General features: G+C 70.7%; 24 protein-coding genes and 3 pseudogenes. 19 read left to right on the top strand and 8 right to left on the bottom strand.

What is annotated here, in order from left to right; all coding sequences use genetic code 11:
* Window positions 1-69: 69 nt before the first annotated feature.
* Both ACLJQF_RS33785 and ACLJQF_RS33790 read right to left on the bottom strand, forming a co-directional pair.
* Complete coding sequence (locus tag ACLJQF_RS33785) at window positions 70-732, bottom strand: response regulator (RefSeq protein ID WP_410614400.1); 663 nt, start codon at window positions 730-732, stop codon at window positions 70-72.
* Window positions 733-734: 2 nt separating this feature from the next.
* Entirely contained in the window at window positions 735-2,063 is a 1,329-nt protein-coding gene (locus ACLJQF_RS33790) for a sensor histidine kinase (RefSeq protein WP_410614401.1), read from the bottom strand.
* Window positions 2,064-2,406: 343 nt separating this feature from the next.
* Between ACLJQF_RS33790 and ACLJQF_RS33795 the strand changes: the two genes are divergently transcribed.
* The 6 genes from ACLJQF_RS33795 (at window position 2,407) to ACLJQF_RS33820 (ending at window position 8,047) form a co-directional block, all read left to right on the top strand.
* Window positions 2,407-3,345: an ATP-binding cassette domain-containing protein gene (locus ACLJQF_RS33795; protein ID WP_410614402.1), complete on the top strand. Its 939-nt coding sequence runs from the start codon at window positions 2,407-2,409 to the stop codon at window positions 3,343-3,345.
* Entirely contained in the window at window positions 3,342-4,181 is an 840-nt protein-coding gene (locus tag ACLJQF_RS33800; protein WP_410614403.1) for an ABC transporter permease, read from the top strand. Before ACLJQF_RS33795 ends, ACLJQF_RS33800 begins: the two co-directional genes overlap by 4 nt.
* Before the next feature lie 73 nt (window positions 4,182-4,254).
* Window positions 4,255-5,571: a sensor histidine kinase gene (locus ACLJQF_RS33805; protein WP_410614404.1), complete on the top strand. Its 1,317-nt coding sequence runs from the start codon at window positions 4,255-4,257 to the stop codon at window positions 5,569-5,571.
* Entirely contained in the window at window positions 5,568-6,245 is a 678-nt protein-coding gene (locus ACLJQF_RS33810) for a response regulator (protein ID WP_410614405.1), read from the top strand. The genes ACLJQF_RS33805 and ACLJQF_RS33810 overlap by 4 nt, the downstream gene beginning before the upstream one ends.
* A 342-nt stretch (window positions 6,246-6,587) precedes the next feature.
* Window positions 6,588-7,277, top strand: a complete 690-nt coding sequence (locus tag ACLJQF_RS33815) for a phosphatase PAP2 family protein (RefSeq protein ID WP_410614406.1) — start codon at window positions 6,588-6,590, stop codon at window positions 7,275-7,277.
* Window positions 7,274-8,047, top strand: coding sequence for an ABC transporter permease (locus tag ACLJQF_RS33820; RefSeq protein WP_410614407.1), 774 nt, complete (start codon window positions 7,274-7,276; stop codon window positions 8,045-8,047). Before ACLJQF_RS33815 ends, ACLJQF_RS33820 begins: the two co-directional genes overlap by 4 nt.
* Here the strand turns inward: ACLJQF_RS33820 and ACLJQF_RS33825 are convergent.
* A complete protein-coding gene (locus ACLJQF_RS33825) occupies window positions 8,038-8,502 on the bottom strand; it encodes a DUF1707 domain-containing protein (protein ID WP_410614408.1) in 465 nt (154 codons plus the stop codon). The two genes, ACLJQF_RS33820 and ACLJQF_RS33825, sit on opposite strands and share 10 nt — an antisense overlap.
* 161 nt (window positions 8,503-8,663) lie before the next feature.
* On the opposite strand from ACLJQF_RS33825, the gene ACLJQF_RS33830 reads away from it, so the two are divergent.
* Genes ACLJQF_RS33830 through ACLJQF_RS33845 form a run of 4 tightly spaced genes read left to right on the top strand, consistent with a single transcriptional unit; the run spans window position 8,664 to window position 13,436 of the window.
* Window positions 8,664-9,359, top strand: a complete 696-nt coding sequence (locus ACLJQF_RS33830) for a response regulator transcription factor (RefSeq protein ID WP_410614409.1) — start codon at window positions 8,664-8,666, stop codon at window positions 9,357-9,359.
* Window positions 9,356-10,750 carry an ATP-binding protein gene (locus ACLJQF_RS33835; RefSeq protein ID WP_410614410.1) on the top strand — a complete coding sequence of 465 codons (1,395 nt, stop codon included), beginning with the start codon at window positions 9,356-9,358 and terminating at the stop codon, window positions 10,748-10,750. The genes ACLJQF_RS33830 and ACLJQF_RS33835 overlap by 4 nt, the downstream gene beginning before the upstream one ends.
* 56 nt (window positions 10,751-10,806) lie before the next feature.
* Complete coding sequence (locus ACLJQF_RS33840) at window positions 10,807-11,430, top strand: DUF998 domain-containing protein (RefSeq protein ID WP_410614411.1); 624 nt, start codon at window positions 10,807-10,809, stop codon at window positions 11,428-11,430.
* The gene (locus ACLJQF_RS33845; RefSeq protein WP_410614412.1) at window positions 11,427-13,436 is read left to right on the top strand and encodes a glycosyltransferase family 4 protein; all 2,010 of its coding nucleotides are present in this window, start codon (window positions 11,427-11,429) and stop codon (window positions 13,434-13,436) included. The genes ACLJQF_RS33840 and ACLJQF_RS33845 overlap by 4 nt, the downstream gene beginning before the upstream one ends.
* Window positions 13,437-13,509: 73 nt before the next feature.
* Here the strand turns inward: ACLJQF_RS33845 and ACLJQF_RS33850 are convergent, their stop codons facing one another.
* On the bottom strand, window positions 13,510-13,740 hold the full coding sequence (locus tag ACLJQF_RS33850) for a hypothetical protein (protein ID WP_410614413.1): 231 nt from the start codon (window positions 13,738-13,740) through the stop codon (window positions 13,510-13,512).
* A gap of 184 nt (window positions 13,741-13,924) precedes the next feature.
* On the opposite strand from ACLJQF_RS33850, the gene ACLJQF_RS33855 reads away from it, so the two are divergent.
* From ACLJQF_RS33855 to ACLJQF_RS33875, 5 genes and pseudogenes are all read left to right on the top strand, one after another.
* Window positions 13,925-15,325, top strand: a complete 1,401-nt coding sequence (locus ACLJQF_RS33855) for a SpoIIE family protein phosphatase (RefSeq protein ID WP_410614414.1) — start codon at window positions 13,925-13,927, stop codon at window positions 15,323-15,325.
* Window positions 15,326-15,687: 362 nt separating this feature from the next.
* A complete protein-coding gene (locus ACLJQF_RS33860) occupies window positions 15,688-16,785 on the top strand; it encodes an esterase/lipase family protein (protein WP_410614415.1) in 1,098 nt (365 codons plus the stop codon).
* A gap of 168 nt (window positions 16,786-16,953) precedes the next feature.
* Window positions 16,954-17,079, top strand: a pseudogene (locus ACLJQF_RS33865) (arsenical-resistance protein); the annotation flags it as partial.
* 170 nt (window positions 17,080-17,249) lie between these two features.
* Window positions 17,250-17,870 carry a hypothetical protein gene (locus ACLJQF_RS33870; RefSeq protein ID WP_410614416.1) on the top strand — a complete coding sequence of 207 codons (621 nt, stop codon included), beginning with the start codon at window positions 17,250-17,252 and terminating at the stop codon, window positions 17,868-17,870.
* A gap of 280 nt (window positions 17,871-18,150) precedes the next feature.
* Window positions 18,151-19,248, top strand: coding sequence for an AI-2E family transporter (locus ACLJQF_RS33875; protein WP_410614417.1), 1,098 nt, complete (start codon window positions 18,151-18,153; stop codon window positions 19,246-19,248).
* A gap of 64 nt (window positions 19,249-19,312) precedes the next feature.
* On the opposite strand, the pseudogene ACLJQF_RS33880 reads toward ACLJQF_RS33875, so the two are convergent.
* A pseudogene (locus ACLJQF_RS33880) lies at window positions 19,313-19,633 on the bottom strand (MerR family transcriptional regulator); the annotation flags it as partial.
* A gap of 772 nt (window positions 19,634-20,405) precedes the next feature.
* Here ACLJQF_RS33880 and ACLJQF_RS33885 point away from each other — a divergent pair.
* Window positions 20,406-20,657, top strand: a complete 252-nt coding sequence (locus ACLJQF_RS33885; RefSeq protein ID WP_410614418.1) for a hypothetical protein — start codon at window positions 20,406-20,408, stop codon at window positions 20,655-20,657.
* Window positions 20,658-20,734: 77 nt separating this feature from the next.
* Here ACLJQF_RS33885 and ACLJQF_RS33890 read toward each other — a convergent pair whose 3' ends face one another.
* Window positions 20,735-21,178: a DUF6292 family protein gene (locus ACLJQF_RS33890; RefSeq protein ID WP_410614419.1), complete on the bottom strand. Its 444-nt coding sequence runs from the start codon at window positions 21,176-21,178 to the stop codon at window positions 20,735-20,737.
* A 197-nt stretch (window positions 21,179-21,375) separates the two neighbouring features.
* Here ACLJQF_RS33890 and ACLJQF_RS33895 point away from each other — a divergent pair.
* Window positions 21,376-21,801 (top strand): annotated as a pseudogene (locus tag ACLJQF_RS33895) (acyl-CoA desaturase); the annotation flags it as partial.
* Between the two features lie 438 nt (window positions 21,802-22,239).
* Here the strand turns inward: ACLJQF_RS33895 and ACLJQF_RS33900 are convergent.
* On the bottom strand, window positions 22,240-23,481 hold the full coding sequence (locus ACLJQF_RS33900; RefSeq protein ID WP_410614420.1) for a PP2C family protein-serine/threonine phosphatase: 1,242 nt from the start codon (window positions 23,479-23,481) through the stop codon (window positions 22,240-22,242).
* A 290-nt stretch (window positions 23,482-23,771) separates the two neighbouring features.
* Here ACLJQF_RS33900 and ACLJQF_RS33905 point away from each other — a divergent pair, with 290 nt between their 5' ends.
* Complete coding sequence (locus ACLJQF_RS33905) at window positions 23,772-24,158, top strand: STAS domain-containing protein (protein WP_410614421.1); 387 nt, start codon at window positions 23,772-23,774, stop codon at window positions 24,156-24,158.
* Between the two features lie 283 nt (window positions 24,159-24,441).
* On the opposite strand, the gene ACLJQF_RS33910 is transcribed toward ACLJQF_RS33905, so the two are convergent.
* The gene (locus tag ACLJQF_RS33910; protein ID WP_410614422.1) at window positions 24,442-24,918 is read right to left on the bottom strand and encodes a hypothetical protein; all 477 of its coding nucleotides are present in this window, start codon (window positions 24,916-24,918) and stop codon (window positions 24,442-24,444) included.
* A 478-nt stretch (window positions 24,919-25,396) separates the two neighbouring features.
* Here ACLJQF_RS33910 and ACLJQF_RS33915 point away from each other — a divergent pair, with 478 nt between their 5' ends.
* Entirely contained in the window at window positions 25,397-25,624 is a 228-nt protein-coding gene (locus tag ACLJQF_RS33915; protein WP_410614423.1) for a hypothetical protein, read from the top strand.
* The last annotated feature ends 113 nt before the right edge of the window (window positions 25,625-25,737 follow it).

Below are 25,737 nucleotides of genomic sequence, written 5' to 3' on the forward strand. Positions count from 1 at the left end.
CTTTCCATTGCGCCATCGCGGCAGCGGAAGCCGCATCGTCAAATTTGAGGATTGGTGCTTCCCGAGCCGTCAACCAAGACCGGAACGTTCGGCTTCGTTGAGCACGGCGACCGCGGCGAGCTGGGAGCGAACGTCGAGTTTCACCAGGATGGAACGAATTTGCGCGCGCACTGTCGTCATCGAGACGGCGAACTCGGCCGCTACTTCGGCCGCGGCGTGCCCGGCGGCCAGCCGGGTGAGCACCAGGTGTTCGCGGGCCGACAACCGCGCGAGACCCCGCTCGAGCTGCTCGCGCCGGAGATGGGCGGACTGGTGCAGAAGCACGAGTTCCTCGCGGATCGACGGAGCCAGCACCTCGCGTCCGGCGGCCGCGGCGGAGACGACCTCCACGAGCCGCTCGAAGGATTCCAGCTTGCTGACCCAGCCGACGGCGCCCCGCGCTATCGCGGCCGCGACCGGACGGCGATCTCGCAACGCGGTGACGATCAGTACCGCCCAGCCGCCTTCGCGCAAGGGCGTGATCAGATCCAACCCGTCGCACCCGGCCGCCTCACCGAGGTCGAGGTCCAGCAACGCGAGACCCGGCGGGTGCTGCGCGACCGCGCGCAGGATCCCGGCCCGGTCCACGACCGGGATCCGCGTGGCGTCGATCTCCTCGGCACGCAAAGCAACCACCAATGCGGTGCTGACCAGGGGGTGATCGTCGATGACCAGGACCGGACGGCACGCCATGGTCAGCCGGCCCGCGGCACACCGACCGGGATCGCCCCGCCTCGGGGTGCCGGAATGTCCGCGACGGCCGGCACGCGAACCTCGACCGTGCAGCCCGGACCCGGTGGGCCGAGCCACAGCGTCCCACCGTGTTCGGCCAGCAGGCGCATGCAGACGCCCAGGCCGATACCGGTCCTGGGCGGGCCGTCCACCGGTAGCCCGGGGCCGTCGTCGGCCACCGTGATCGTCACGCGTTCGCCTTCCGCCGCGGCGCGCACCCGCACCCGGCTGCCGTGCGCGTGCCGGTCGCAGTTGACCAGCAGGTTGGCCATCACCTGGGTCAGCGCGTGCGGAGGAATGGCGGCCCGCAGCCGCGGTGGGACGTCGAGCTCGAGCCGTTCGCCGCGGGCGCACCGCAGGGCGACGAGCCGGCTCAACAGGGGGTGCAGGAGGGTCTCGGCCTCCTGACGACCGGCAGAACCGCCGAGCAGGGCACCGACCCGGTCGAGCTCGGCCCGCACGGCCGAGACGAGCTCGGCTCGGTCCCCGTGCCTCAGGTCGTCCGGGCCGGCGCCGAGCAGGTGCCCCACCCCGGACAGTCCGGAAAGGACATTGCGGATTTCGTGCTCGCGCTCGGCCGCACCGCGAGCCGTCGCCACGGCCCCGGCGACCGGCTTGAACAGCACCATCAGCAGCACGGCGAACCCGAGAAGGCGCAGCGCACCGAACTCCAGCTCGGGCAAGGACCTGAACCGGGGTATGCTCGTGAACGCTTCCAGGTGTGCCAGTGCGACCAGCGACAGGCCGATGCCGATTCGCCAGGTCCTCGGCTCGCGCCGCGCGTTGCCCGCAGCCACGAAGCCGGCCGCGACCATCCACCAGCCACCGACGACGACAATGTGCGCAGCATTCAAATCCCCGGAAAGCGCTGCCACGGCACCCGCGGCCAGCAGCAACCCAGCGAGCGAGAACGCCGCACGCCACCGGCTCCGCCAGGGCAACGCGCTCGCGGCCAATACCAGGAAACCACTGCCGGCCACGAACCGAACGATCGTCATACCCGGACCCGGCACCCCGACGACCCCGACCGGGATGACCACGAGTCCGTAGAACCCCAATGGCGCCCACAACTTCCGACATCCGGCCCCGGCGGGTCCGAGCACGTCGACCACCGCCGCGGCAATGGCGAGCCCGGCAGCCGCCAGCGCCAGGACAACGCCGGCGTCCTCAGTGGGCGCGCCGAGCGGTACACCGTCCCATCGGTCGAACTGCCACAGCACGAGCACCGCCAGAGTCGTCGCAGCTCCGGCTTCCACCAGCGCCGCGGGAAGCCGCACACGCGAAGTTCTCACCACGAGCGAACGAAACGACTGCATCACGCGCCCCCAAGAATCCCGTCCGTATCGTGCAGCCTTTACCCTCTCTTGAACTCCAGTCGACCTGATCGTGAACGACGTTAGCGAACGCGCGGGAAGTTATTCAACGGATACCTGAAATTCTCGCTCACCCCCGGCAAGGTTGGCCATTTTCCGGCATTGCGAAGAGGGTTCGCAACCACTCGGTGATTTGTCGTACCGCGGTACTACGGACGACATCGGATTCCCCTCTCCGGTACCACGAGCCGCCGGGATTCCGTGCCTAACGTGGGGAGCGAACGGACCGGGTCGTCCGGTCCGGGTATCCAGGGGATGAGCGATGATCGAGGCACACCAGCTGACGAAGCGGTACGGGGAAAAAACCGCGGTGGACACAGTGGACTTCACCGTCCGGCCGGGCACCGTCACCGGCTTTCTCGGGCCCAACGGCGCGGGCAAGTCGACCACGATGCGGATGATCGTCGGGCTCGACGCGCCGACCAGTGGTTCGGTCATGGTCAATGGCCGCCGCTACGCCGAGCACCGCGCGCCGCTGCAGGAGGTCGGGGTCCTGCTCGAGGCCAAGTCGGTGCACCCGGGCCGGTCGGCCTTCGACCACCTGCTCGCACAGGCCCAGACCCACGGCATTCCGCGCCGGCGGGTCCACGAGGTGATCGAGCTGGCCGGGCTGCAGTCGGTCGCGAAGAAGCGCGCTGGAAATTTCTCCCTCGGCATGGGTCAGCGGCTGGGGATCGCCGCGGCCCTGCTGGGCGACCCGGCGACGGTCATCCTCGACGAGCCGGTCAACGGCCTCGACCCCGAGGGCGTCCTCTGGATTCGCACCCTGCTCACGGACCTCGCCGCCGACGGCCGGACCGTCTTCGTCTCCTCGCACCTGATGAGCGAGATGGCCCTCGTCGCCGAGCACCTCATCGTCGTCGGCCGGGGACGGCTGCTCGCCGACACCAGCGTGCACGACCTCGTCCGGGACGCCGGCGGCGACACCGTGCACGTGGCCACGGCCGAACCGGGCCGGCTGCGTGAGGTCCTGGCCGGACCGGGCGTCGAGATCGTCGGCCGCACTGGCTCCGAGGAACTCCAGGTCAGCGGCCTCTCGACCCGCTCCATCGGGCTCAAGGCCGCCGAGCACGGCATCGCCCTGTTCGAACTCTCCCCCCGGACCGTCTCCCTCGAGGACGCCTTCATGGACCTGACCCGCGACGCCGTCGAATACCACGGCGCCACCACCGGACTCGACACGCTCGGGAGCGCGGCATGAGCACCATGACCACGCCCGCGGCCCCCACCACCCGCGCTGCCCGCCCGGCCTACCGCGTGACCGGACGCCACGTCCTGCGCTCGGAGTGGACGAAACTCTGGTCCCTGCGCTCCACCTGGATCACCCTCGGTCTCGGCCTGGTCTTCCTGGTGGCGTTCGGGCTGATCTCCGCCGCCCGGTACAAGTCCAACATCGGCTCCGGCCAGCCCCTCGACGAGGACTTCGCCGGCGCCACCGCCCTCAGCCTGTCGCTCTTCGGGACGAACTTCGCGCAACTGGCGCTGGGCGTGCTGGGCGTGCTGGTCACCGCCGGTGAGTACTCCACCGGCATGATCCGCTCGACGCTGACCGGGGTTCCGCGCCGGCTGCCCGTGCTGTGGTCCAAGTCGGCGGTGTTCGGCGTCGTCGCGCTGCTCGTCGGCGTGATCGGCGCGTTCCTCGCCTTCGTGTTCGGCAGCGCCATCGTGGCCGGGACGCCGGCGGCGATGACGCTGTCGGACACCGGTGTCCTGCGCAGCCTGCTGGGCGCCGGTCTCTACCTGGGCCTGGTCGGTGTGATCGGCGTCGCGCTCGGGGCGCTGCTGCGTTCGGTCGCCGGCGGCATCTCGGTCCTGGTCGCGGCACTCATGCTGATCCCGGGCCTGATCTCGCTGCTCCCGAAGTCCTGGCAGGGCGACATCAGCCCATACCTGCCGAGCAACGCGGGACAGTCGATGTTCGCCTTGACCCACGACTCGACCAGCCTGTCGCCGACCGCCGGGCTGCTGGTCTTCCTGTGCTGGACCGTCCTGCTGCTGGGCGGAGCCGCCTACCGGCTGGCGAAGTCGGACGCTTGACCGAGGCTCCGCCGGTGCGCGTCGCCCGGGTGCCGCACCGGCGGTTTCCCTCCACGATGGACAGGTGAGGCACGTGCGCAGTGACGAACAGGTGGGCCACCCGCCTTCGTCGTGGACCGCTCCCCTGCCGGCGCACCCGCTGGTCACCTGGCTGACCCGGCTCGGCCAGCGGGTCCGGCAGGCAGACCGGCGCCGCCCGTGGGTACTGGACCTGGCCGTCGTCGCCGCGCTGTTCGTGATGTTCTGCCTGCCGGATCTGATTCCGCATGACGAAGACGGGGGCCCCGAGGAACTCCTCCTCACCTTCAGGCACCTGCCGCCGGTGGGCACCCTGGCACTGCAGGCCGGCCTGGTGCTGCCCTTGCTGTGGCGGCGGCGGGCGCCATCGGTCGCGCTGGCCCTGACCGCGGCGGTTTTCCTGATCCAGTGGTCGCTCGGGGTCGTCCTGCGCGCCGACGTCGCGCTGCTCGTGGCGCTCTACAGCGTGACCCTGCACGGGCGTCTGCGGCACCTGCCGTGGGCCTGCGCGGCCGAGGTCGCGCTCCTGATTCCCGTAGCCGCGCGAGTTTCCGGGTTCGTGTCGTTCTGGGAGGCGCTGTTCTTCCTGCTCACCGCGGTCACCGCAGCCGTCGCGCTCGGGCTGGCCGTGCGGATCCGCCGGGCCCAGCTCGCGAGCCTGCGCGACCGCGCGGCCCAGCTGGAGATCGAACGCGACCAGCGCAGCAGGCTGGCCGCCGCCACCGAACGCGTCCGGGTGGCCCGCGAGATGCACGACATCGTCGGCCACAACCTGTCGGTCATCATCACCCTGGCCGACGGCGGCGCCTACGCGGCCGACGTAGCCCCCGAACGCAGCAAGGAAGCACTCCGGCTGGTCGGCGACGCCGGCCGTCAAGCGCTGGGCGAACTGCGGCGCATGCTGGGCGTGTTGCGCGAGAAAGGCGACGCACCCGAGCTGGATCCCCAACCGGGCATCGCCGACCTCGACGCGTTGTGCGCGCGGATCCGCGCGGCCGGCCCGGAGGTGGTCTACCGGTCCGGCGGCGACCTGGACAGGCTCGACCGGGGCGTGCAGCTGATGACGTACCGCATCGTCCAGGAAGCGCTCACGAACACGCTCAACCACGCCGGTCCCCGCACCCGGATCGACGTCCTGATCGCCGCCGACGGCCGGGAGCTGCGCATCCGCGTCCGAGACAGCGGGCGCGGCGACGGCCCGGCACAACCTGTCAACCCGTCGGAGAAGGGGAACGGGCTGGCCGGGATGCGGGAGCGTGCCGCCCTGTACGGCGGCACGGTCGACGCGGGCCCCACACCCGGCGGCGGGTGGGTCGTCACGGCCGTTCTCGACGTCGCGCCTCTGCCGGGCCTACCGGACGGGGCGTCGTGACGACCATCCTCATCGCCGACGACCAGCCGTTGCAACGCTTCGGCTTCCGCATGCTGCTGGACGCGACCCCGGACACCGAAGTCGTCGGCGAAGCAGCCCACGGGGCAGAGGCCGTGCGCCGGACCGCGGAGCTACGGCCTGATGTCGTCCTCATGGACATCCGCATGCCGGGCATGGACGGCATCGAAGCCACCCGCCGGATCCTCGCCACCGGCGGCCGCTCCCGCGTCCTCGTCATGACTACCTTCGACCTGGACGAATACGCCTACGCCGCCCTCCGCGCCGGAGCCAGCGGGTTCCTGCTCAAAGACGCCCACCCCGAAGAACTGCTCGCCGGGATCAGGGCCGTCGCCGGCGGCGACGCCGTCATCGCGCCCGCAGTGACCCGGCGGCTCCTCGACACCTACGGCCACCGGCTCCCCGACGGCGGAGCCACGCCCGAGCACCCCGCTGATCCTCGCTGGGAGTCGCTGACCGCCCGGGAACAGGACATCCTGGTGGCGATCGGGCAAGGGTGGACCAACAGGGAAATCGCCGAGCGCCTCGTGCTGTCGGAATCGACGGTCAAAACCCATGTCGGCCGAGTGCTCGCGAAGATCGGTGCCCGCGACCGCATCCAAGCGGTCATCCTCGCCTACGACCTCGGCCTGACCCGCCCGAACCCGCCCGCCTGAGCTGTTCTCGACGCCACGCCTCGACGGCGAACCCCAGTACACAGACGATCGGCGACGCCACGGCGACCGCGCGGAGACAGATCACCGGAACACCCGGCCGCGGGGTCACCGTCACCCCCGGAGGCAGGTCAGGCACCTGGAACCGCAACGACTTCGTCATGTGGCGCCAGACGAAAATCTCCTTCCAGATGAGGTACCAGCTCATGGGCCAGGCCACCAACGCGACGGTCCGCAGCATCCGCATGACCGTCATTGTCCCTCCGGTTCCGCGGGTTAACGCGCCTTTGCCTGACGCAAACCGGTTGCTGACCGCATTCGTCATAACTTGGCGCCGTGGCCTCCATGTCGTCGGAACAGGACACCGGCCGTCGCGTCCGGCGACCGCTCCTGGCCACGGCGCTCGGGGTCCTGGCGTTCCTGGCCCTGCTGGCCTCGGCGAGCGACGCACTGCCGTGGGCTTCGGGGTTCGATCTCGGCGTCCACTCGTGGGTGATCTCGCACCGGACGACCGCGCTCACCTCCGTCGCCGCGGCGATCACGTCGACCGCGTCCTCGGCGTTCACCGCCCCCTTGGTGTTCGTGGTCGCGGCGGTGCTCACCCACGGAAACCTCCGCGCCCGGCTCGTCCGCGCTTGCCTCGTGCTCGCCGTGATGCTGTGCGCCGTGCTGTGCCGCTACGGGATTTCCGAACTGATCGCCCGCCCGCGTCCGTCCACTGCGGACTGGGCCGTCCAGGCCGGCGGGCTGTCCTTCCCGTCGGGACACACGTCCGACGGTGCCCTGGCCGCGGGCCTGATCGGCTGGCTCGTCATCCGCCGGTTCGCCGGCCGGGTGACGCCGTGGGTGGTGTGGCTGATCGCGGTCGCGTACGCCCTCCTGATCGCCTGGACCCGGGTGTACCTCGGGGTGCACTGGCCCACCGACGTCCTCGGCAGCCTGGCGTTCGTCACCGCGTGGTTGTCCGGTGCCCTCGTCCTGCAGCTGCTCGACGAACCCCCACTGCCGGCGACCACGGCAGAGTCGGCAGAGTGAACGACGCCGCGATCACCTTCGGACCCGCCCTGGTAGTGGTGCTCATCCTGCTCACCGCCGCCGGCGCCGCCGTCGTCCGCTGGGGTGAGCTCGGGCAGGGCCGGGCGGTGCTGATCGCCGCTGCCCGCGCGATCGCGCAGCTCGCCGCCGTGTCACTGGTGATCACCGCCGTCCTGCGGTCGGCCCCGCTCACCGGCCTCTTCGTGCTGCTGATGTTCGGCATCGCCGCGGTGACCTCGGCCCGCCGCGCCGGGACCTGGACTAACCTGCCCTGGACGGCCCTCGCCATCGCCGCCGGCGTCGCGCCGGTGCTCTCCTTGGTCCTCGGCGCCGGGGTGGTCCCGCCGAAGCCGATCGCGGTCGTGCCGATCGCCGGCATCGTCATCGGCGGCGCGATGACTGCGACATCGCAAGCCGCCCGGCGGGCGCTGGACGAGCTGAAGGCCCGCCACGGCGAATACGAAGCCGCGCTTGCGCTCGGCTTCCTGCCGCGCCCGGCCGCGTTGGAGATCTGCCGCCCGTCCGCTGGGCACGCGCTGATCCCGGCACTGGACCAGACCCGCACGGTCGGCCTGGTGACTCTGCCCGGAGCTTACGTCGGCGTGCTGCTCGGCGGCGCCGGGCCGATCCAGGCCGGGATGACGCAGGTACTGGTGCTGATCGGGCTCCTCGCCGCCGAAGCCGTCTCGATCCTGGTGACCGTGCAACTCGTCGCGGCGGGCAAACTCAGCCGGGGGTGCGCCGATCGAGAATGGGGGCGTCAGCCGTGACCGTGCTCACCCGCGTCGATTCCGTGGGGCTCGAAACCGTCGCCACCGAAACCGTGCACAGTGGCGAGAACGATCGCCGCGGCGACCACGAGTCCGATGAGGACAGTCACGATGATCAGCAGCCGACGACGGCCGGGGGCCGGTTCGGGGGCACGCCCGAGCAGCACCGCGAGGTCGGCGGCGAGGTTCCGGCGAGCGGCGGCCACGATCGGCCGCCAGCCCGGCGCCACCTCCGGCGAAGGAGCGGGCAGATCCGCGGTCACCTCCGCGAGTTCGTGCCGGAAGCGGACCTCTTCGATCCGCGCCAGGCGTTCTTCGACCTCATCCATCGTCAACCGACCTTCGCCGGCCGCCCCGTAGAGCGCGGCCCGGACCTGCTCACGTTCCGCATCCGAGCAGCGGATCCCGTCCGCGGTGTCCGTGGGCAACGTCGACCCGGCCGGATTCTCCCTCATCATTTCCTCCTTCGTGGCGGATAGCCCTTGTTGCGAGGTTAACCGCGGAAAACCGCACTCGGCCCCGTCGAACGTTAATGTTCGATGAGAGTTGCGCGCCCCCACTCCGCTCTCAACTACAGTTACCCTGTGTCATCGCCACTGGGACGAAGGAACGCCGCGTGCACTTGGTGATCGTCGACGACGAGACAGCCTTACAGAACTCGCTCTCGCGGACCCTGCGTTTCGAGGGCTACACCATCTCCGTCGCCGGCGATGGCGCGGCCGGGCTCAAACTGATCCGCGACGAAGCGCCGGACGGCGTGCTGCTCGACGTCACCATGCCGGTGCTCGGCGGCCTGGAGGTGTGCCGGCTGCTGCGGGCCGAAGGCAACACCGTGCCGGTCCTGATGCTGACGGCGCGGACCGCCGTGACCGATCGGGTGGCGGGACTCGACGCCGGCGCCGACGACTACCTGGTCAAGCCCTTCGCACTGCAAGAGCTGCTGGCGCGTGTGCGCGCACTGCTGCGCCGCACCGAGTACAACGCCCCGCCCGCACCGTCGGCCCCCGCGGCGCTGCGGTTCGCGGACGTGACCCTGGACCCCGCAACGCGGGAAGTGTTCCGCGGCGACCGTCCCGTGCACCTGACCCGGACCGAGTTCGCCATGCTCGAGGCGTTCCTGCGCCACCCGCGGATCGTGCTGACCCGGACCGTGATGTTCGAGAACGTCTGGGGCTACGACTTCGGCACCGCGTCCAACGGCCTCGACGTCTACGTCAGCTACCTGCGGCGCAAACTGGAGGCCGAGGGCGAGCCCCGGTTGCTGCACACCGTGCGCGGGGTCGGCTACGTGCTGCGCGAGGAACCACTGTGAAACGCCCACGGTGGAAGCAGCTCTCGCTGCGCGCGCGGCTCGGCGTCCTGGTGGCCGCCGCCGTCGCGATCGCCGTGGTGCTGGTGTCGGCGATCTCCTGGAGTATCACCCGCGCGGATCTCTTCGACCAGTTCGACGCCAGGCTGCAGTCCTACGCCCAGCTGGCGGCCAAGACCTCGTCCCCGGCCGAAGCGCTGGCAACACTTCGCTCCACCGAGAACCGGGACGGACCCGGCCGCGGCGGCGGCCTGACCGTGCAGTTCCTGTCCCCCACCGGCGTCGTCACGGGCACGGCGGGCGCCAAACCCTTCATCCCGCCCCTGCCATCGGCAGCGCCGCCGGCCTCGGGCGCGCTCGGTCGCACCTCCGACACCCGCCGGATCGACGGCGACCGGTACCGGGTGTGGACGGCCCAGCGGTCCGACGGGGGCACAGTCGAGGTCGCCCAGGACTCCGAGGACGTCGAGGACACGCTCGGCCGGCTGGGTTTCTGGCTCGTCGTCGTGTCGCTGGCCGGGGTCGTCGGGGCGACGCTCGTGGGCCGGGTGATCGCCCGGTCGGCGCTGCGCCCGGTCGACGACCTGACCGCGGCGGCCGAGGACGTCGCCCGGACGCAGGAACTGTCCGCGGCCATCGAAGTCACCGCGGCCGGGGAGATCGGCCGGCTGGCCACGGCGTTCAACGCGATGCTGAGCGCATTGAGCCGCTCCCGCGACGAACAGCGGCGGCTGGTCGAAGACGCCGGCCACGAGCTACGCACCCCGTTGACGAGCCTGCGCAACAACATCGAGCTGCTCATCCACGCCGAGGCGAACCCGCAGCGGCAGCTGTCGGCCGACGACCGGTCGCGGCTGCTGGCCGACCTCGACACCCAAGCCGTGGAGCTGACCGCGCTGATCGGCGAACTGGTCGACCTCTCCACCGGGGAACGGCCCAGCGAAGTGCCCGAGCGGGTGGCACTGGCCGACATCGTCGGCTCCGCGCTCGAACGCACCCGGTCGCGGTGGCCGAAGGTGACCTTCACCGCCGAACTGACCGACGCCGAGATCCTCGTCCGGCCGGCCGCCCTCGAACGCGCCGTGCTGAACGTGCTCGACAACGCCGCGAAGTGGTCACCACCCGGCGGGACCGTGACCGTGACAGCGTCGGTGACGCCGGACGCGGTGCGGGTCCGCGTCGACGACGAAGGCCCGGGGATCGCCGACGCCGATCTGCCGCACGTGTTCGAGCGCTTCTACCGGGCCGACGCCGCCCGCGCCCTGCCCGGCTCGGGCCTCGGGCTGGCCATCGTCGACCAGGTCCTCACCCAGCACGGCGGACGCGCCGAAGCCGGCCGGGCCGACACCGGCGGCGCTCGCTTCGACCTGGTCCTCCCGCCGGCCGCTTCTTAACGAAACCGCGCGTGATCTTCATCGAACTCTCATGGACGGGCACCACCGTCTGAGGGGTGACTCCACGGTCCGCGCTCTCGCCCACTCCGCTGGCGACCCTGACGCTGGTGATGGCCGCCGTCGCCCAGGCCATCATCGCCGGGCTGACCCTCGGCTTCGCCGGCAACGTCAACCCCTGGCACGACCCGGTCAGCGACTACGCCTGGCACCGCGGCGGCCGGTTCCTGTTCGCGGTGGCCGTCGTGCTCCTGCTCGCGGCCGCCGCGGCGCTGGCGATCGCCGCCCACCTCGCCGCGCTGCCCCGGACACCGCTCGCGAGCGCCCTGTTCCTGCTGTGGACGGCCGGGCTCGTCGTGATCCTGCTGTTCCGCAGCAACCTCAACGCCGCGAACCCGACGGCGTCCGGAGAGATTCACCGCGCCGGCGGGGCCGTGCTGTTCGCCAGTCTCCCGCTGGCCGCGTGGACACTCAGCACCCGGCTCCGGACCGACACCCGCTGGCTCGCCGCCGCGGCCACCCTCCGGCGTGGCGCGGTCGCCGGCGTCGTGACCGCGGCTGCGTTCGGCATGGCGCAAATCGTCGGCTGGCTCCCGGCCGGCCTACTCGAACGCATCGCGCTCCTGGCCGAATTCCTGATCATCGCCACCATGGCGACCACGCTGCGGCGGGCCGTCCGATGACCGCCCTGGCCATCGCCTGTGCCCTGCTCGCCGCCGTCCTGTTCGCCGCGGCGGCCACCCGCCAGCACGACGAGGTCGCCGGCCTGGCCGTCGACCGCACCCCTCGGCTGCGCACCCTCGCCCGGCTGCTGCGGTCCCGCGGGTGGTGGGCGGGGACGTCCCTAGCCATCGGCGGGAGCCTGCTGCACGTCGTCGCCCTGTCCCTCGCGCCGCTTCCCGTCGTCCAGCCGCTGGGCGTCTTCAGCCTCGTCCTCACGGTCGTCTTCGCCCGCCGCGCCCGCAACCGCCGGGTCCTCGGCGCTGTGGTCCTGGTCCTGCTCGGCGTCGCCGGTTTCGTGACGCTCGCGGCGTCCGCCACCACGGCCACGTCGATCAGCTGGGGAACAGCCGAATCGGTCGCGGTGGCCGGGTTCGTCCTGGCCGCGGTCGTCTGGTTCGCCCGGGCGAGCTGTGCCGTCCTGGCCGGGGCCGCGGCCGTCCTCTTCGGACTCGGCTCGGCCATCGTGCACGCCGCCGTCACCCAGCCGCTCGCCGCCGCCGTCCCGCTCGGTGCGCAAGCCCTGCTCCTGCTGGGCGCCGGCGGGGTCGTCCTGCACCGCGCCTACGCCGCCGGGCACACCGCGGTCGTCGTCGGCACCACGACCGTGCTCGACCCGCTGACCGCCGTCGCCGTGGCCACCCTGGCCTACGGCGAAGCACCGCACCTCACCGCCACCACCGCGGTCCTCGCGGCCGCGGCCACTGTCCTCGCTCTCGCCGGTGTGCGCGTGCTCGCCGGTGCCCTCTCGCAAGATCCGTCCCGAGCCAAGGAGAACTCCGTGCCCGAGCACCCGTCCGGCCTTCGCATCCTGATCGGCGCCGACACCTTCCCGCCCAACGTCAACGGCGCGTCGTTCTTCGCCGAGCGCTTGGCCCGCGGGCTGGCGGCGCGTGGCCACGACGTCCATGTCGCGTGCCCGTCCGCCCACGGCCCGTCGCACACCGAGGAGCGCGACGGCTACACCGTCCACCGGATCCGATCCCGGGCCATCCCCTTCCACGGCGACTACCGGTTCTGCACCCCGGGCGGCGCCCGTGCGGAGGTAGGGCCGCTTCTGGACCGGCTGCGCCCCGACGTCGTCCACGTCCAGGCCCACTTCGGCGTCGGCCGCGCCCTGCTCGAGGCCGCGGCCGAACGCGAAGTTCCCGGCATGGCCACGAACCACTTCATGCCGGACAACCTGCTCGGCTACACACCCTTCCCCCGGCGGATCAAGGACGCGATCGCCCGCTGGGCCTGGCGTGACCTGCTGCGCGTCTACCGCGACGCGCGCCTGGTGACCACGCCGACGCCGCGCGCCGCCGAGGTCCTCACCGGGATCGGGCTCGACCAGCCGGTCCAGGTCGTCTCCTGTGGCATCGACCTCGCCCACTACGCCGCGCCCGCCGTCCGCCCGGCCGACCGGCCGATGTCGGTGCTGTTCGTCGGCCGCCTGGATGCGGAGAAGAACATCGACCAGCTGCTGCGCGCCCTCACGCCACTGCCCCACGTCCGCGCGGACCTCGTCGGCAACGGCACCCGCCGCCACGACCTCGAGACGCTCGCCGCCGAGCTGGGCCTCACCGATCGCGTGACGTTCCACGGCTTCGTTGCCGACGCCGAGCTCGTCCACCGGTACGCCGAAGCCGACGTGTTCTGCATGCCCGGTACGGCCGAGTTGCAGAGCCTCGCCACGATGGAGGCGATGGCCGCCGAGCTGCCCGTGATCGCCGCCGACGCGCTCGCCCTCCCGCACCTGGTGCACCACGGCACCAACGGCTACCTCTTCGAACCGGGCGCGATCACCACCATTTCGCGGTGGATCGCCGACCTGGCCGCGGATCCCGAAGCCCGGGTCAGGATGGGCGCGGAGTCCCGGGCCATCGTCGCGCGCCACGACATCGACGACTCGCTGGCCACATTCGAGGCCCAGTACCGGATCCTGCTCGGCCTGCCCGCGCCCGCCATGATCAACCAAGCCGCATAGTCCGGCAGACCCGGGTAGGCGCTCGATCAACGTCGGGTGGTCGGGCGTCAATCCGTGCCAATGACAGATCCGGTCACCGCACCGGCCGGGGAACACGACACAAGTCCCGGCCGACGCTGATCACCGCGACGGCGAGGGTGGCCAGGCCGGACGCCAACACCACCGCACCGGTGCGCATACCACTCGGGCCGACGGTGGCGAGAGCCCGTACGGCGGCGAGCGCGAGCCCGGTTCCGCCGCACAGCAACGCAAGCCGCAGCCGCTCGAGGCTCGGCGGGACGGCGACGCGGCCGATGCGCGCCACGAGCAAGCACAATCGGAATCCGACGAAGCTCAAGGTCGCCCAGTAGGTCACCGGCAGCACGCGCGCAGGACCCGTCAGATGGTCGGCCAGTCCGCTGCGTGAACTGCTGCTCCACCGCGAACACGAGATCGCCGAGACACTCCAGCGCAGCCTGCTGCCACGCGAACTGCCCGCGCTGTCCCGGGTGGCCGCGGCGGCCTGCTACCGGCCTGCGGCCGCCTACGCGCAGACCGGCGGGGACTGGTACGAACTGGTTGCCCTGGGCGGTTCCTTGGTCGCTCTCTCGGTCGGCGACGTAGTCGGCAACGGTCCGCGGGCCGCGGCCGTGATGGGACAGTTGCGCAGCGCACTCGCGAGCAACCTGCTCGACGGGCACGGCCCCGCCGCCGCCCTGGAACGCCTCGACGCGTTCGCGGCCCGCACGGACGGAGCGGCCGGCACGACGTGCGCGTGCCTCACCCTCGACTGGGAGACCGGCGAATTGCGGTGGGCCCTGGCCGGGCACCCGCCGCCCTTGGTCATCGACGCCGGCGCGGCGCGTCTGCTCTCCGGCGGCGGCCGCGTGCTCGGCGGTCCGGATCGGTCGAGCTACCGGGAGTGGTCGGCGCCCCTCAGCCCGGGAGCGTCGGTGCTCCTCTACACCGACGGCCTGATCGAGCGGCGCGACGAGGTGATCGACGAAGGGCTGCAGCGCCTGTGCGAGGCAGCGGCGCGGCTTGCTGCCGTAGCACCGGAACCACTGGTCGGCGCGATCACCGACACGCTCCTCGACGGCGGCCAGATCGACGACGTCGCCCTGCTGGCCGTACGTCTCCTCCCGCCGCCGCTGCACCGGCGCCGCGCCGCGGACACTTCGGTGCTGCAACAGCTGCGCGCCGACGTCGCCGACTGGTCGGCCTTGACCGGCCTGTCCCCGGAACTGCACCAGGACCTGGCACTCGGTCTCGGCGAAGCGGTAGCCAACTCGGTCGAACACGCTTACTCCCAGCGGCCCGGCAACGTCACGTACTCGGTCACGCGAAGCGCCGCCGGGAAGCTCGACGTCCTCGTCCGCGATGACGGGACATGGCGGCCTGAGCCGACCGACAACGGTCACCGCGGGCGTGGCCTCGCCATCATCAAGGCCATGTCCGAGGACCACGCCATCGACCACGACGAACTCGGGACGACCATCAGGTTCCGCTTGGCCGAAGATCCGGACCAGCCCGGCCGGAGCGCACAGGCGCCTTCCGGCGCCATGCAGCCGGCGACGGTGTCGGTAACCGAATCCGCAACCGGCGCGGTCATCATCAGCGTGGTCGGCGATCTCGACCTGGACACCATCGACGACACAGGACCTGCGGTCTTGCGCGCCGTCGAAGCCTCCGGCGCCAAGGAATTCGTCGTCGACCTCGGCGGGCTGGGCTATCTCAGCAGCTGCGGTATTGCCTTGCTGCTGGACGCCGCAGCGCTCGCGAAGACGCGGGACACGGCGCTGATCGTCCGAGTGAGCACGAAGTCCGCGCCGCTGCGAATACTGGAGATGGCCGGCCTGACGGACGCCTCGACCGGATTCCTCACCATCGAGACAGTGTCGGCATTCTGACCGCGGCATGGCGGCGGCGCCGTGACAGGGTCAGCGCACTGGCGCCCAGCCGGAAGTAGTTCTGCGGCGCTGGTCCCCCCGAACCGGCGCCTTGCCTTCGCCGTCCGGCCTCAGTTTCCCAGAACCTCAACCTCAACCTCGAACTCGTCGAGCTCGCGCGGACCATGGTCGCACGCCACACCCTGCTCGACGATTGACTCCGCGAGCCGACACGGCGTCGTGATCGTGTCGGTGCCGTCACCGGCCGCTGTGCGCCGAGCGTCACGTCGAAACCCGCGCCGATCCGCATAGCGCGCCCCGCGGCGGGTATCCACCCTCGAAGCTTGCCGGTCCTGCGGCGACGCGGCACGAAAGAAAAGCACATGATCAAAACGGCCACTTCGGCCCTCGGCGACATGACGGGCGGGCTGGCAGCCCTCGCCCTGGCGACGTCCCACCTGCCCGCCCTGCTCACCCGGGACCACTGGGCCACCTCCGTCCTCGAATCGCCCCCCGCACACTTCGCCACCGGTGTCGCCCACGGAATGTTCGGAGCACACCTGCCCACGGCCGGACGAGCGACGACCGCAGAGATGACCGTCCGGGCCGACCGACGACCGATCGGCCTCGACCACCGATCCCTCACCACCGCCTTCCCCAACGCGACCGGCCGCCTGGTCGTCTTCCTGCACGGACTGGTCGAAACCGAACGCTGCTGGTTCCGCGGCACCAGCTTCGGAGCACGCCTCGCCGACGACCTCGGCACCAGTTCCGTGTACGTGCGCTACAACTCCGGCCGGCACATCTCCGACAACGGCGGCGACCTCGTCACCCTCCTGACCCGGCTCGTCGCCTCCTGGCCGGTGCCCGTCACCGACATCATCCTCATCGGACACTCCATGGGCGGCCTGGTAGCCAGAAGCGCCCTCTACCAAGCACAAGAACGGAACGCGCCATGGCTGCCCCTCGCCAGCCGGCTGGTGTGCCTGGGCACCCCGCACACCGGAGCACCACTGGAACGCCGCGTCGCCCAGCTCGCCGGGCTGCTGAGCAAATCCCCCCTGACCGCTCCCCTGGCCCGCCTGCTCGCCATCCGCAGCGACGGCATCCAGGACCTCGCCCACGGCTACGTCCACCGGACGCAATGGGCAACCGGCGCCGGCTCCCCGTGGCGGCCCGAAGACGAGACGGGAATCCGCCGGTTGTTCGTGTCCGCGACGCTGTCCCGGACGGAAGGAAGCACCTGGGGCCGCATCGTCGGCGACCTCCTCGTGTCACCCCTCACCGGCAACGACCTGACCGAAGACGCCGACATCGCCTGGCTCGGCGGGCTGCACCACTTCAGCCTGCTGCACGACGACGCCGTCTACCACACGCTGCTCGAGTGGCTGGGGACGAACAGCCGACAGGGTCGCGGGGTACAGCCGCTGAGTTGTACGGCGCGACAAGCTGATCACGGCCAACGCCCCAGCTGCGCCTGAACCGGCTCGGCGACCCGGGTGAAATCACGGCAGCCGACCCCGGCGGCGGCGCGCCGCGACATCGGGAAGGTGTTGTGCGCCGCATCGGGTGTGCGTGCAAATCCGGCACCGGGTGCCCGCCTGCATCGAGGTCGGAGTTGACGGCCCGCGTCGGCACGGAGGGCTCGACTTCCCGGCCGCTGGGTTCCCGGGCCGAACACGGCGCTGTCCGCGGTGCAGGTCGGCGGGATCTCGCTGCCGATCGCGCTCGGGCTGCTGATCATGATGTACCCGGTCCTGGCGAAGGTTCGCTTCGGCACCGCTAGCGGGCCCCACCGATCGGGCGAATTCCTGCTCGTGGCGTGCGATTCAGTGAGCCGAGTTGAGGGTCCCGAGTGGACAGTGCCGGAAAGGGGCCGTCCGCGTGGGAGCCGGAATGGTGTCCAGGGTGGAGTTGTTCGCGCTGATCCGGCGGGATGCCCCGGGTGGAAGGCCTGTCTGTTCGGGCGCTGGCTGACCGGCACGGGGTGCACCGGCGGACGGTGCGCCAGGCACTGGAATCGGCGGTACCGCCGCCGCGGAAGACACCGGCCCGGTCCACACCGCTGACGGATCCGCTGCGCGCGGCGATGGACGAGATGCCGCGGGCGGATCTGGACGCACCGCGCAAGCAGCGGCATACCGCGCACCGAATCTGGGAGCGGCTGCTCGACGAGGTCTCGCAACCACTGAGCCAAGAGTTCGGCTTCACGACCGTCCAGGACATCGATCGCCTTGCCCGTGCCGTACACATGTCCTCTGCGGAGCGCGAAGTCGTCGACACCAAGCACCGTCGGCACTGTCGTGAGCTCCGGCTGCGGCGCTTGGATGTCACGGCGTCAGACCGTCGTGACCTTGCTCTTGTCGTAGAACTTCACTTCCCCGGTGGCCGGGAAATGGACGCCGACACAGTAAACATGAGCATCGCCGGAGCCGAAGCTTTTGCCTTCGTCGACAACCAAGCGATATCTTCACGATCGAGGACCTTCACTTGCCGCGGCCCCTGTCGCTCTTCGCTGGCAAACTGCATGGCGTCTCCCGTTCAACGAGGCGTGCATGGGCGATAGCACAATACGTGATCACCACGCCCCGCGGAACAAGGAAGAGACCGGCGCTGGTCGGCCGGATACCGGCCACCGAGCCCGCCCATCCGGACGGCACCAGCTGGGGCATCCGGAAGGCGCTGTGCCGCTGCTCCGGCTGTGGTGGCCCGGCCCGGCCGAGAACCGGTTAGCCGCTACGTCGGCCGGGAATCCCCGCCCGGCGACGGCGTGACATCCCGAGCACGCTGGAGCAGGCCACGTCCTCGCCGGGACGAGTGGCGACGTCATGGAAAGGTGAACGCTCATGAGAGCCGATCAGCCGGTGAGCCGGGAGGGCGAATCCTCCGAAGAGGCGCTGTCCGCGGTTCCCTACGGACTCCGGGTCGCGGCCGCCGCCTCCTGGCGCGCGCTGGTCGTCGCCGGCGCCCTGACTGTCGTGGGCTTCCTGGCCGTCAAACTGGCTTCGGTGGTGGTGCCGGTCGCCGTCGCCCTGCTGCTGGCCGGCCTGTTCGCGCCTGCCGTTTCGTGGCTGGCGGCCAGGAAGGTCCCGCGCGGGCTGGCGACCGCGATCGTGCTGGTCGGGGGAATCGCGGTGGCCGGCGGGGTGGTCACGTTCGTGGTCATCACGGTCACCGCGGGCATGCCCGGCCTGATCGACCAGGTCACCGCGAGCGTGACGGACTTGCACACGTGGCTGAGCACCGGGCCGCTGCACCTGAGCCAGGGCCAGCTCGACGACATGCTCGGCAACCTGACCGCCATGCTCGGCCGGAACAAGTCGGTCATCGCCTCGGGGGCGCTCACCACGGCGGTGACCGTGGGCGAACTGCTCGCCGAGTTCGTGCTGGTAGTGTTCTGCCTGATCTTCTTCCTCGCTCAGGGCCGCGCAATCTGGATGTTCGTGCTGCGGGCCGTGCCGGCGCGACTCCGCGACCGCGTCGACGTGGCCGGGCGCAGCGGATTCACCACCCTGGCCCACTACATCCGCGGCACCGCGGCCGTCGCGTTCGTCGACGCCGCCGGCATCGGCCTCGGGCTGGTGATCATCGGGGTCCCCCTGGCCGCTCCGTTGAGCACGCTGGTCTTCCTCGGCGCGTTCGTCCCGGTCATCGGCTCGGTGATCGCCGGCACGGTCGCCGTCCTGGTGGCGCTCGTGACCAAGGGTGCGTTGTCGGCCGTCATCGTGCTCGCCGTGGTGGTCGGGGTCATGCAGGTCGAAAGCCATGTTCTGCAGCCGCTGCTGCTGGGGCGGGCGGTCCGGCTGCATCCGCTGGCCGTTGTCCTCGCCCTCGCTGTGGGGCTCGTCACCGCGGGGATCGTCGGTGCCCTGCTGGCTGTGCCGCTGGTGGCGGTCTTCAGTTCGGGCGTGCGGAGCTTGACCGCTCGACCGGATCCGGATTGAGCGATCGAGGTGCACCACCCGCGGTGCTTCGGCGGTACACCTCGCTGCTCAGTTTGCCGGCGGGTTGGAGACTGGTGTTGCGTCGCTGGGCTTCGTGGACCTGGTCTTCGAGGGAGATGATGCGGCAGGCGGCGTCGATCGCCGTGCCCTCGTCGACGAGGTGCCGTACCCGCGCGGCGATACGTAGCTGGTGACGGGAGTAGCGGCGGTGCCCGCCCGCGGAGCGCTGTGGCTCGATCAGGCCGGCTTCGTCGAGACTGCGCAGGAAGTTTTGGGTGGTGCCGAGCATCTCGGCCGCCCGGCCCATCGTGTAGCCGGGGTAGTGCTCGTCGTCGAACTTGTCGGCCGGTCTGGGTGCGGCCGGGTCATATTGGGCAGGGATCATGCCACCTCCACAGCACAAGGGACCCCGGGTGCCATGCACGGCACCCGGGGTCCCAGGGTTGGGGTTTCACCATTGTCAACCGACGCGACCGCCGGCTTCCTGCACTCGCGTCCGGCACCGAGGCCGATGACGCGGGGATCGCTGATTCGTAACCGAGAACCACCTGCCAATCCGATGGGACTGCGGTACCCGCGCGGCACTACTGCCCAGCCGCTGCGGGCGATCCAATGATGTGCCCTATCCCTTCTTTCCCGTGTTTCCTTCTTGCTGGGTACTGCTGTCACGGTCGTCACCGGCTGGAACCCTTCCACTGATCGGCCCCAGCACGCGTACTACCGCGGGCCACTGACCGGAACCCCTTACCGTGATCGGTCCCGGTCACCTGGCATCACTGCATACTGCGATCTAGCCAACTACGGGTATTGCTGACTACTGCACTACTTAACTTCACCGGGACCGTTACCTCTGACTTCATCTTCACAACCCGGTCCCGGGTACTGCTTCGGTCACCAGCCGGGACCTGTTCACTGATCGGCCCCGTCCTGCCTGACCGCCTGTCTCACTTCGCGGGTAGTTACGTCCTCTCCCGCGCCTGCTTGACGTTGTCTCTCTCGGTACGAACAGGACTCTACACACACCCAGCACCGAATGTCTAATCCGGCCGACATAGATTTACTACGTGACCTGAACGGGGTACCCCTACCTCGCGGAGTTCGCAGGTCAATGCTCGGGTGGACGCCCCGGAGCACACGGACAGGGGAGAACAGGTGCGATGAGTGATCAGGTCGCCGGACAGGAGCCGTTCGAGTTCGACGCGGTGCGCAACCGCGAGGACTACGCCGACGCCCTCACCCGGCTGATCGACCGGGGCCGGCGGGAACGGTGCATCGCCTTGTTGTCGGGCACTGAGGCCTACGCCGTGGCCGAACTGCTGGGCCAGTTCGCCCAGCTCGATCCCATGGACAAAGTGCACCAGCTCGCCGCCACCATGGCCAGTCGGATCTACAGCCGCCTCGGTGTCTGAGCGCAGGCCGGTAGACACGCTCGCCGGGCCGCTGCCACTGCCCGGCGCGGAGCCCACGCCAAAGGGCGGGCTGTCGATCAAGCCCCTTCGGCGTCGAGATCCCCTGGGGCGTGGAGATAGGGACTGAGCCGCTCGGCCAGCGACCTGCGGGTCGCGGCGGTCGCTGGGCCGGGGCCCTCATGGCCGGTGTGGTGCCCGGCGACGGTGTCGGCGACGAACCGTGCAACCGCGTCCGGGGGCGGCACGAGGTCGTCATCACTGTGACGCGCGATGACGATCGGGGCGTCCGCGGGGTCGGTTTCCACGGCGAGCGACCACCCGCGTCGTTCGCTCCACACCAGCATGACGTCGTGGTCGGGCCGGCCGGGCCACCTCCGGAGCAGTCCGAGGTAGGCGGTGGCCGTGTCGCTGATTTCCACCGTGGTGCTCTCGTCCGGGACGCCGACGGCAGCCGCGACCGCGCGCACGTAGCCGCCCAGGCCACGTTCGAGAATCCGGGTGTCGGGTTCGGAGTGTTCCATGCCCGCCACGCTAGAGGGCCACCGATCGGCGGGTCTGACGGCCGGTCGATCGGCGCAGGAAGAGCCGGTGATCGTTCGGACAGCACTGTTTGAAGCGCCATCGCTGGGCTACTCCCCCGGACTAGATCACCCCGGGACCTGACGAACGGCGATTTCAGCAGGAAGAGCAATGGAGATGACAGAGACCATCGAACGTCGACCGCGACATCGCCCGGATCGACCGCTGGTTCCCGGCGCTGACCGTCCTCACCCTGCTCAGCCCCGCGCTGATCGGCGGGCCGGTGACGATGTCCTGGTGGGGCGCGATCACCGCGTTCTTCTGGGCGAGCCTGGTGCGGGTGGCGGTGCTGCACCACGTCACCTGGTCGGTGAACTCGTTGTGTCACCTGATCGGCGAGCGCCCCTATGCCGCTCGCGACAAGTCCGCGAACTTCTGGCCGCTGGCCATCGCGTCCATGGGCGAGTCCTGGCACAACTCCCACCACGCCGACCCCACCGGCGCCCGCCACGGCGTCCGCCGCGGCCAGCTCGACATGTCCGCGCGCCTGATCTGGCTCTTCGAAAAGCTCGGCTGGGCCACCGAGGTCCGCTGGCCCAAGCCCGAACGCCTGGCCCGCAAGCTCAACCCCCGGCTACACCCCCGGCACCCCGCGGGTGAGCGGGCGCGGGACCTCCGTCAGCTCAGTACCTGTAAGACGCATCCAGTCCCGAGGCCGGTATGCCGTCGCCGTACCCTGCGCCAGCCGCGCGGAACACGCGACCGACACCGGCAAGCTGCGCCAGTTCCTCCCACCCCAGCTCTGGCATTCACAACCCGTACCTCGGCAGGCCGGCATCCTGGCGGTCATACGCGACCCGGCGAGACCACAAGAACTCCCTCAGCTTCGCACGCTGCTCGCACCCTGTGTTGCCTCTTCGCGTAGTCCGACATCAACCGACATCTCGACTCTGCGGTTCTCGTCACCGCCGACTCGGTGGTCCCCCGGGGCCGCCCCACACACGTCGCCCCGGTGCCCGCCCGTGGAGGTCGAAGCCCGGCAGTCTGCGCGATCGGCGAGGTGCTAGGCGGGTGAGGCGGTGTCGACGTCCGCGCCGTTGTCGGCCTGGCGCTCGGTCCGATCAGTTCCGTGCCAGTCCAGGCACAGCACGGTGGCGTCGTCCTGGAGGTGACCGTGGCAGGCGTGCGTCACTGCCCTGGTCGCGGCCCGCACCAGTTCTCTGGTGTGCAGTCCGCCGGTTTCGCGGATCAGCGCGGGCAGGTCGGCGCCGGCGGCGTTGCGCTCGAACATGCCGTCGGTGAGCAACACCAGCCGGTCGCCGGGACGCAGGTCCAGCCGGTGCACCTGGTACCGGTACGACCGGACACCGAAGAGCAGGTCGGATTCCACCTCGATCGGCTTCACCACACCGTCGCGCAGCAGCACTGGTGGGGGATGTCCGGCGTTCACCAGTCCGGCCTGTCCCGTTTGCAGGTCGACTCGCAACAGCAGCCCGGTCGCCAGCGCGACCTCCCCGCCGTGGTCGAGCAGTGCCTGGTTGGCCTGCCGTGCCTGCTCGGCCAGGTCGCGACCGGCTCGACGGGCCCCGCGCAGCGCGCCGACCAGCAGGGTCGCGGTCAGTGCCGAGGCCACGTCGTGCCCGGCGGCGTCGGTGATCGACAGGTGCAGGGTCTCGCGGTCCAGGGAGTAGTCGTAGGTGTCGCCGCCGATGTCGTCGGCGGGCACCAGGGCGCCGGCGACGGTGAACTGGGCCGCCTCGCAGCAGGACGCCGAGGGCAGCAGCTGGTGCTGGATCTCCGCGGCCAGGCTCATCGGAGTGGTGCGCCGGCCGATGTGGTAGCGGTCGGTGAAGCGGCGATCGGTGACGATGACGTAGGCCAGCGCGTGTGCGGCCTGCCCCAGCTGGGCCAGCACGTCCTCGTCGCAGTAGGGCACGGTCACCTCCAGGACACCGACGCAGTCGCCGCGGTTGGTCACCGGCAGCAGCGCCCGCACCCCACCCTCGATCTGCTCCCGCGCCGGCTGCTGAGTGCGCAGCACCCCTTCGTAGACGCTGTCCGGCAGATCGACCGGCTCCGGGGCGCGCCCGTCCGGGTCCAGTGCGGTCGAGGTCAGCCGCACCAGGTGCTCCTCGACGAGGTCGACCAGCAGGAAGGACACGTCAAAGGCACCCAGCCGCTTCGCCAGGTCGCGCGCGACGACCTCGACGGATTCCACGGGCGGGGCGGTCTCGGCCGCCGCCAGCACATCGTCCGGTCCCAGCACCCCACCGTCCACGGCCACCTCCGACCACTCGGAGTCCACCCAACCACATCATCCACACCGCCCGGACGCAAGACCGCCGCGACTCGCACACCCGCCCGATGAGGCGCGCACCCGCGCGGACGACGTGGCTCCCCGCGTTGGGCTCAGCCCGCGGTGAGGGGCGTCCTGGCCACCCGCGAGGCAGGGCGCACGATCACGCTCGGCGACGTCGACGCGTTCCGGCGATCCGTCCGCCCGGCCGAGGACCGAGCTCAACCAGTAAAGAAGCTCGTGGGCAGGCGCAGCGACACCGGTGAGCAGGCGCCACGAGGCCGAGGCAGAATTGCGGCATGTTCGAGACGGAAGGTTCGGAGACCGGGCAGCCACAGGAGGACGCCGGCGGTGCGGTGGACGGGGTGCGACTCGAAACGCTGGGCGAGGCGCTTGTCCTGCGCGTAGCGGGGGCACTCGACCTCGCCTTGGCGCCGAAGCTTCGCCACCTCGTCGACCGCGCACGGCGGCTGGCCCCCTCGGTGTTGGTCATCGACTTGACCGAAGTCAGGTTCCTGGCGTCCGCGGGGATGGCGGAACTGGTGCGGGCCCAGCGCAGCACGGCGCCGATGGCAGTACGGGTCGTGGCCACCGGACGCATCACGTTGCGCCCGCTCGAGCTCACGCGACTGACCGACGAACTGGTGATCGTCCCCACGCTGTCGGCCGCGCTGGATCCCGCGTGAGCGACCACCGCGGATTCGAGGTCCTGACCGACGCGTTGCGCAGCGCTTTCGTCGGCAGCGACGGCGATCCGGTGGAGTGAAGACACTCCCGCTGGATGACCCGCAGCTGCATCGCCTGGCCGGGGCGACCCGGACGGCGGTCTGGCCGTAGTCGTCCCCGGCGACGTGCTGCTGGAGAGCCTGTTGCCAGGGTGACGGTGTCCGCGGCCGTGGGCGTCCTCAGCCGCGGGCGGGGCGGCCCGACGCCGACCGCAGATCCGGCATGCCAAGGTCGGTACAGCGATCAGCACCGGGTGAGCTGTTTCCCGGCTTGCCGGGTGTCGCCTCGGCGGTCGTGTACGGTCGCGAGTGCCCGGCAGGCGTCCGCGAGCCGTGCGATCTCGCCGAGGTTCCCGGCGGGGACGGCGCTGCCGGTCGGGAGCTCGATCGCCTCGTCGGCCAGGCCGAGCTCCGCGATGACCACCTCCAGCCTGCGCAGCTGGTCGGCGGTGCCGAGCGGGTCTCCGAGTTCCCGGCGCACGTCCAAGCTCCGCTGGTGAAGCTCCCGCGCCTCGGCGCGGTGGGCCGTCCGGCGATGATGTTCGGCGAGGTCCGAGAGCGATGGCGCCTGCGTGCCGAGGTCGAAGACCGCACGGCTGAGATCGCCCTGTTCGAGGAGGTACTGCTCGGCTTCGGCGAATTCTCCCAAGACCTGCGCGGCTCGCGCGCACGCGCCGAAGGCGGTGGCCGCGGCACACGGGTCCTTCAGCTGTCGCGACAAGGTCACTTCGCTTCGAGGAACCTGCGGTCTGCCGCTGGATCATGAGGGGTTCCATCCCTCGACGCTGACCTAAACGCAACAGGTAATCCCAGTCGGCGCCGATAGCCGACGGGCCACAGAGCTGCTCGGCTCGGGCGGGAGCGTCGTGACGCCGCCCCGAACGGCACGGCCAGGATCGTGATCACCGCCGGGCCCGCCGGAATCACGGCAACCAACCACTCCGACGATCAGCTTCACGGGTCGATTGGAGCCGCAGAGAAGGCTTGGTCTCCGGCGCAACGGGGGCTTCATCGGCGAGTAAGGACCAGGTCACCCACACGCGTGGTCTCGCCGCTACGACCTGTCCGCCCGCTCCGGCCATTCCGAACTATTCGTGATCCACCGGGAGCGAGCCCCCAGGTCGTTCCCGAAGGGTCGTGTCCGATGACCGTCCGAGGAGAAGGAGAACACCGCGAGCACACTCCGCCGTCGCCTGCCGGTGACCGCCGCGGCACTCGGCTTCCCGCTCGCCGCCCCCGGCGCGGCGTCCGCCTCGACAGCGCCCGTCCCGGCGGTCGCGCAGAGCTCCGACGAAAGCCACGGGCACCATCATCACTACGGCCTCGGGCTGAATCTCAGCCTCCTGCTCGGCCTGCAGATCACCGGACACAACCACGGCGATCACAACGGCGGTCTCCTCGGTGACGGCTTCGTGCTCGGCGCCTGACCCACCGCAATACGCAGAGGGGCACCGCAGTACTCCGGTGCCCCTCTCTTGTTCTGCCCGCTGACCGACAGACGATGCGCGGGCAGTGTCGGCCGCCGTGACGTTCGGCGTCC

The sequence above is a fragment of the Amycolatopsis sp. lyj-109 genome, from assembly GCF_046548995.1.
Taxonomy (GTDB): domain Bacteria; phylum Actinomycetota; class Actinomycetes; order Mycobacteriales; family Pseudonocardiaceae; genus Amycolatopsis.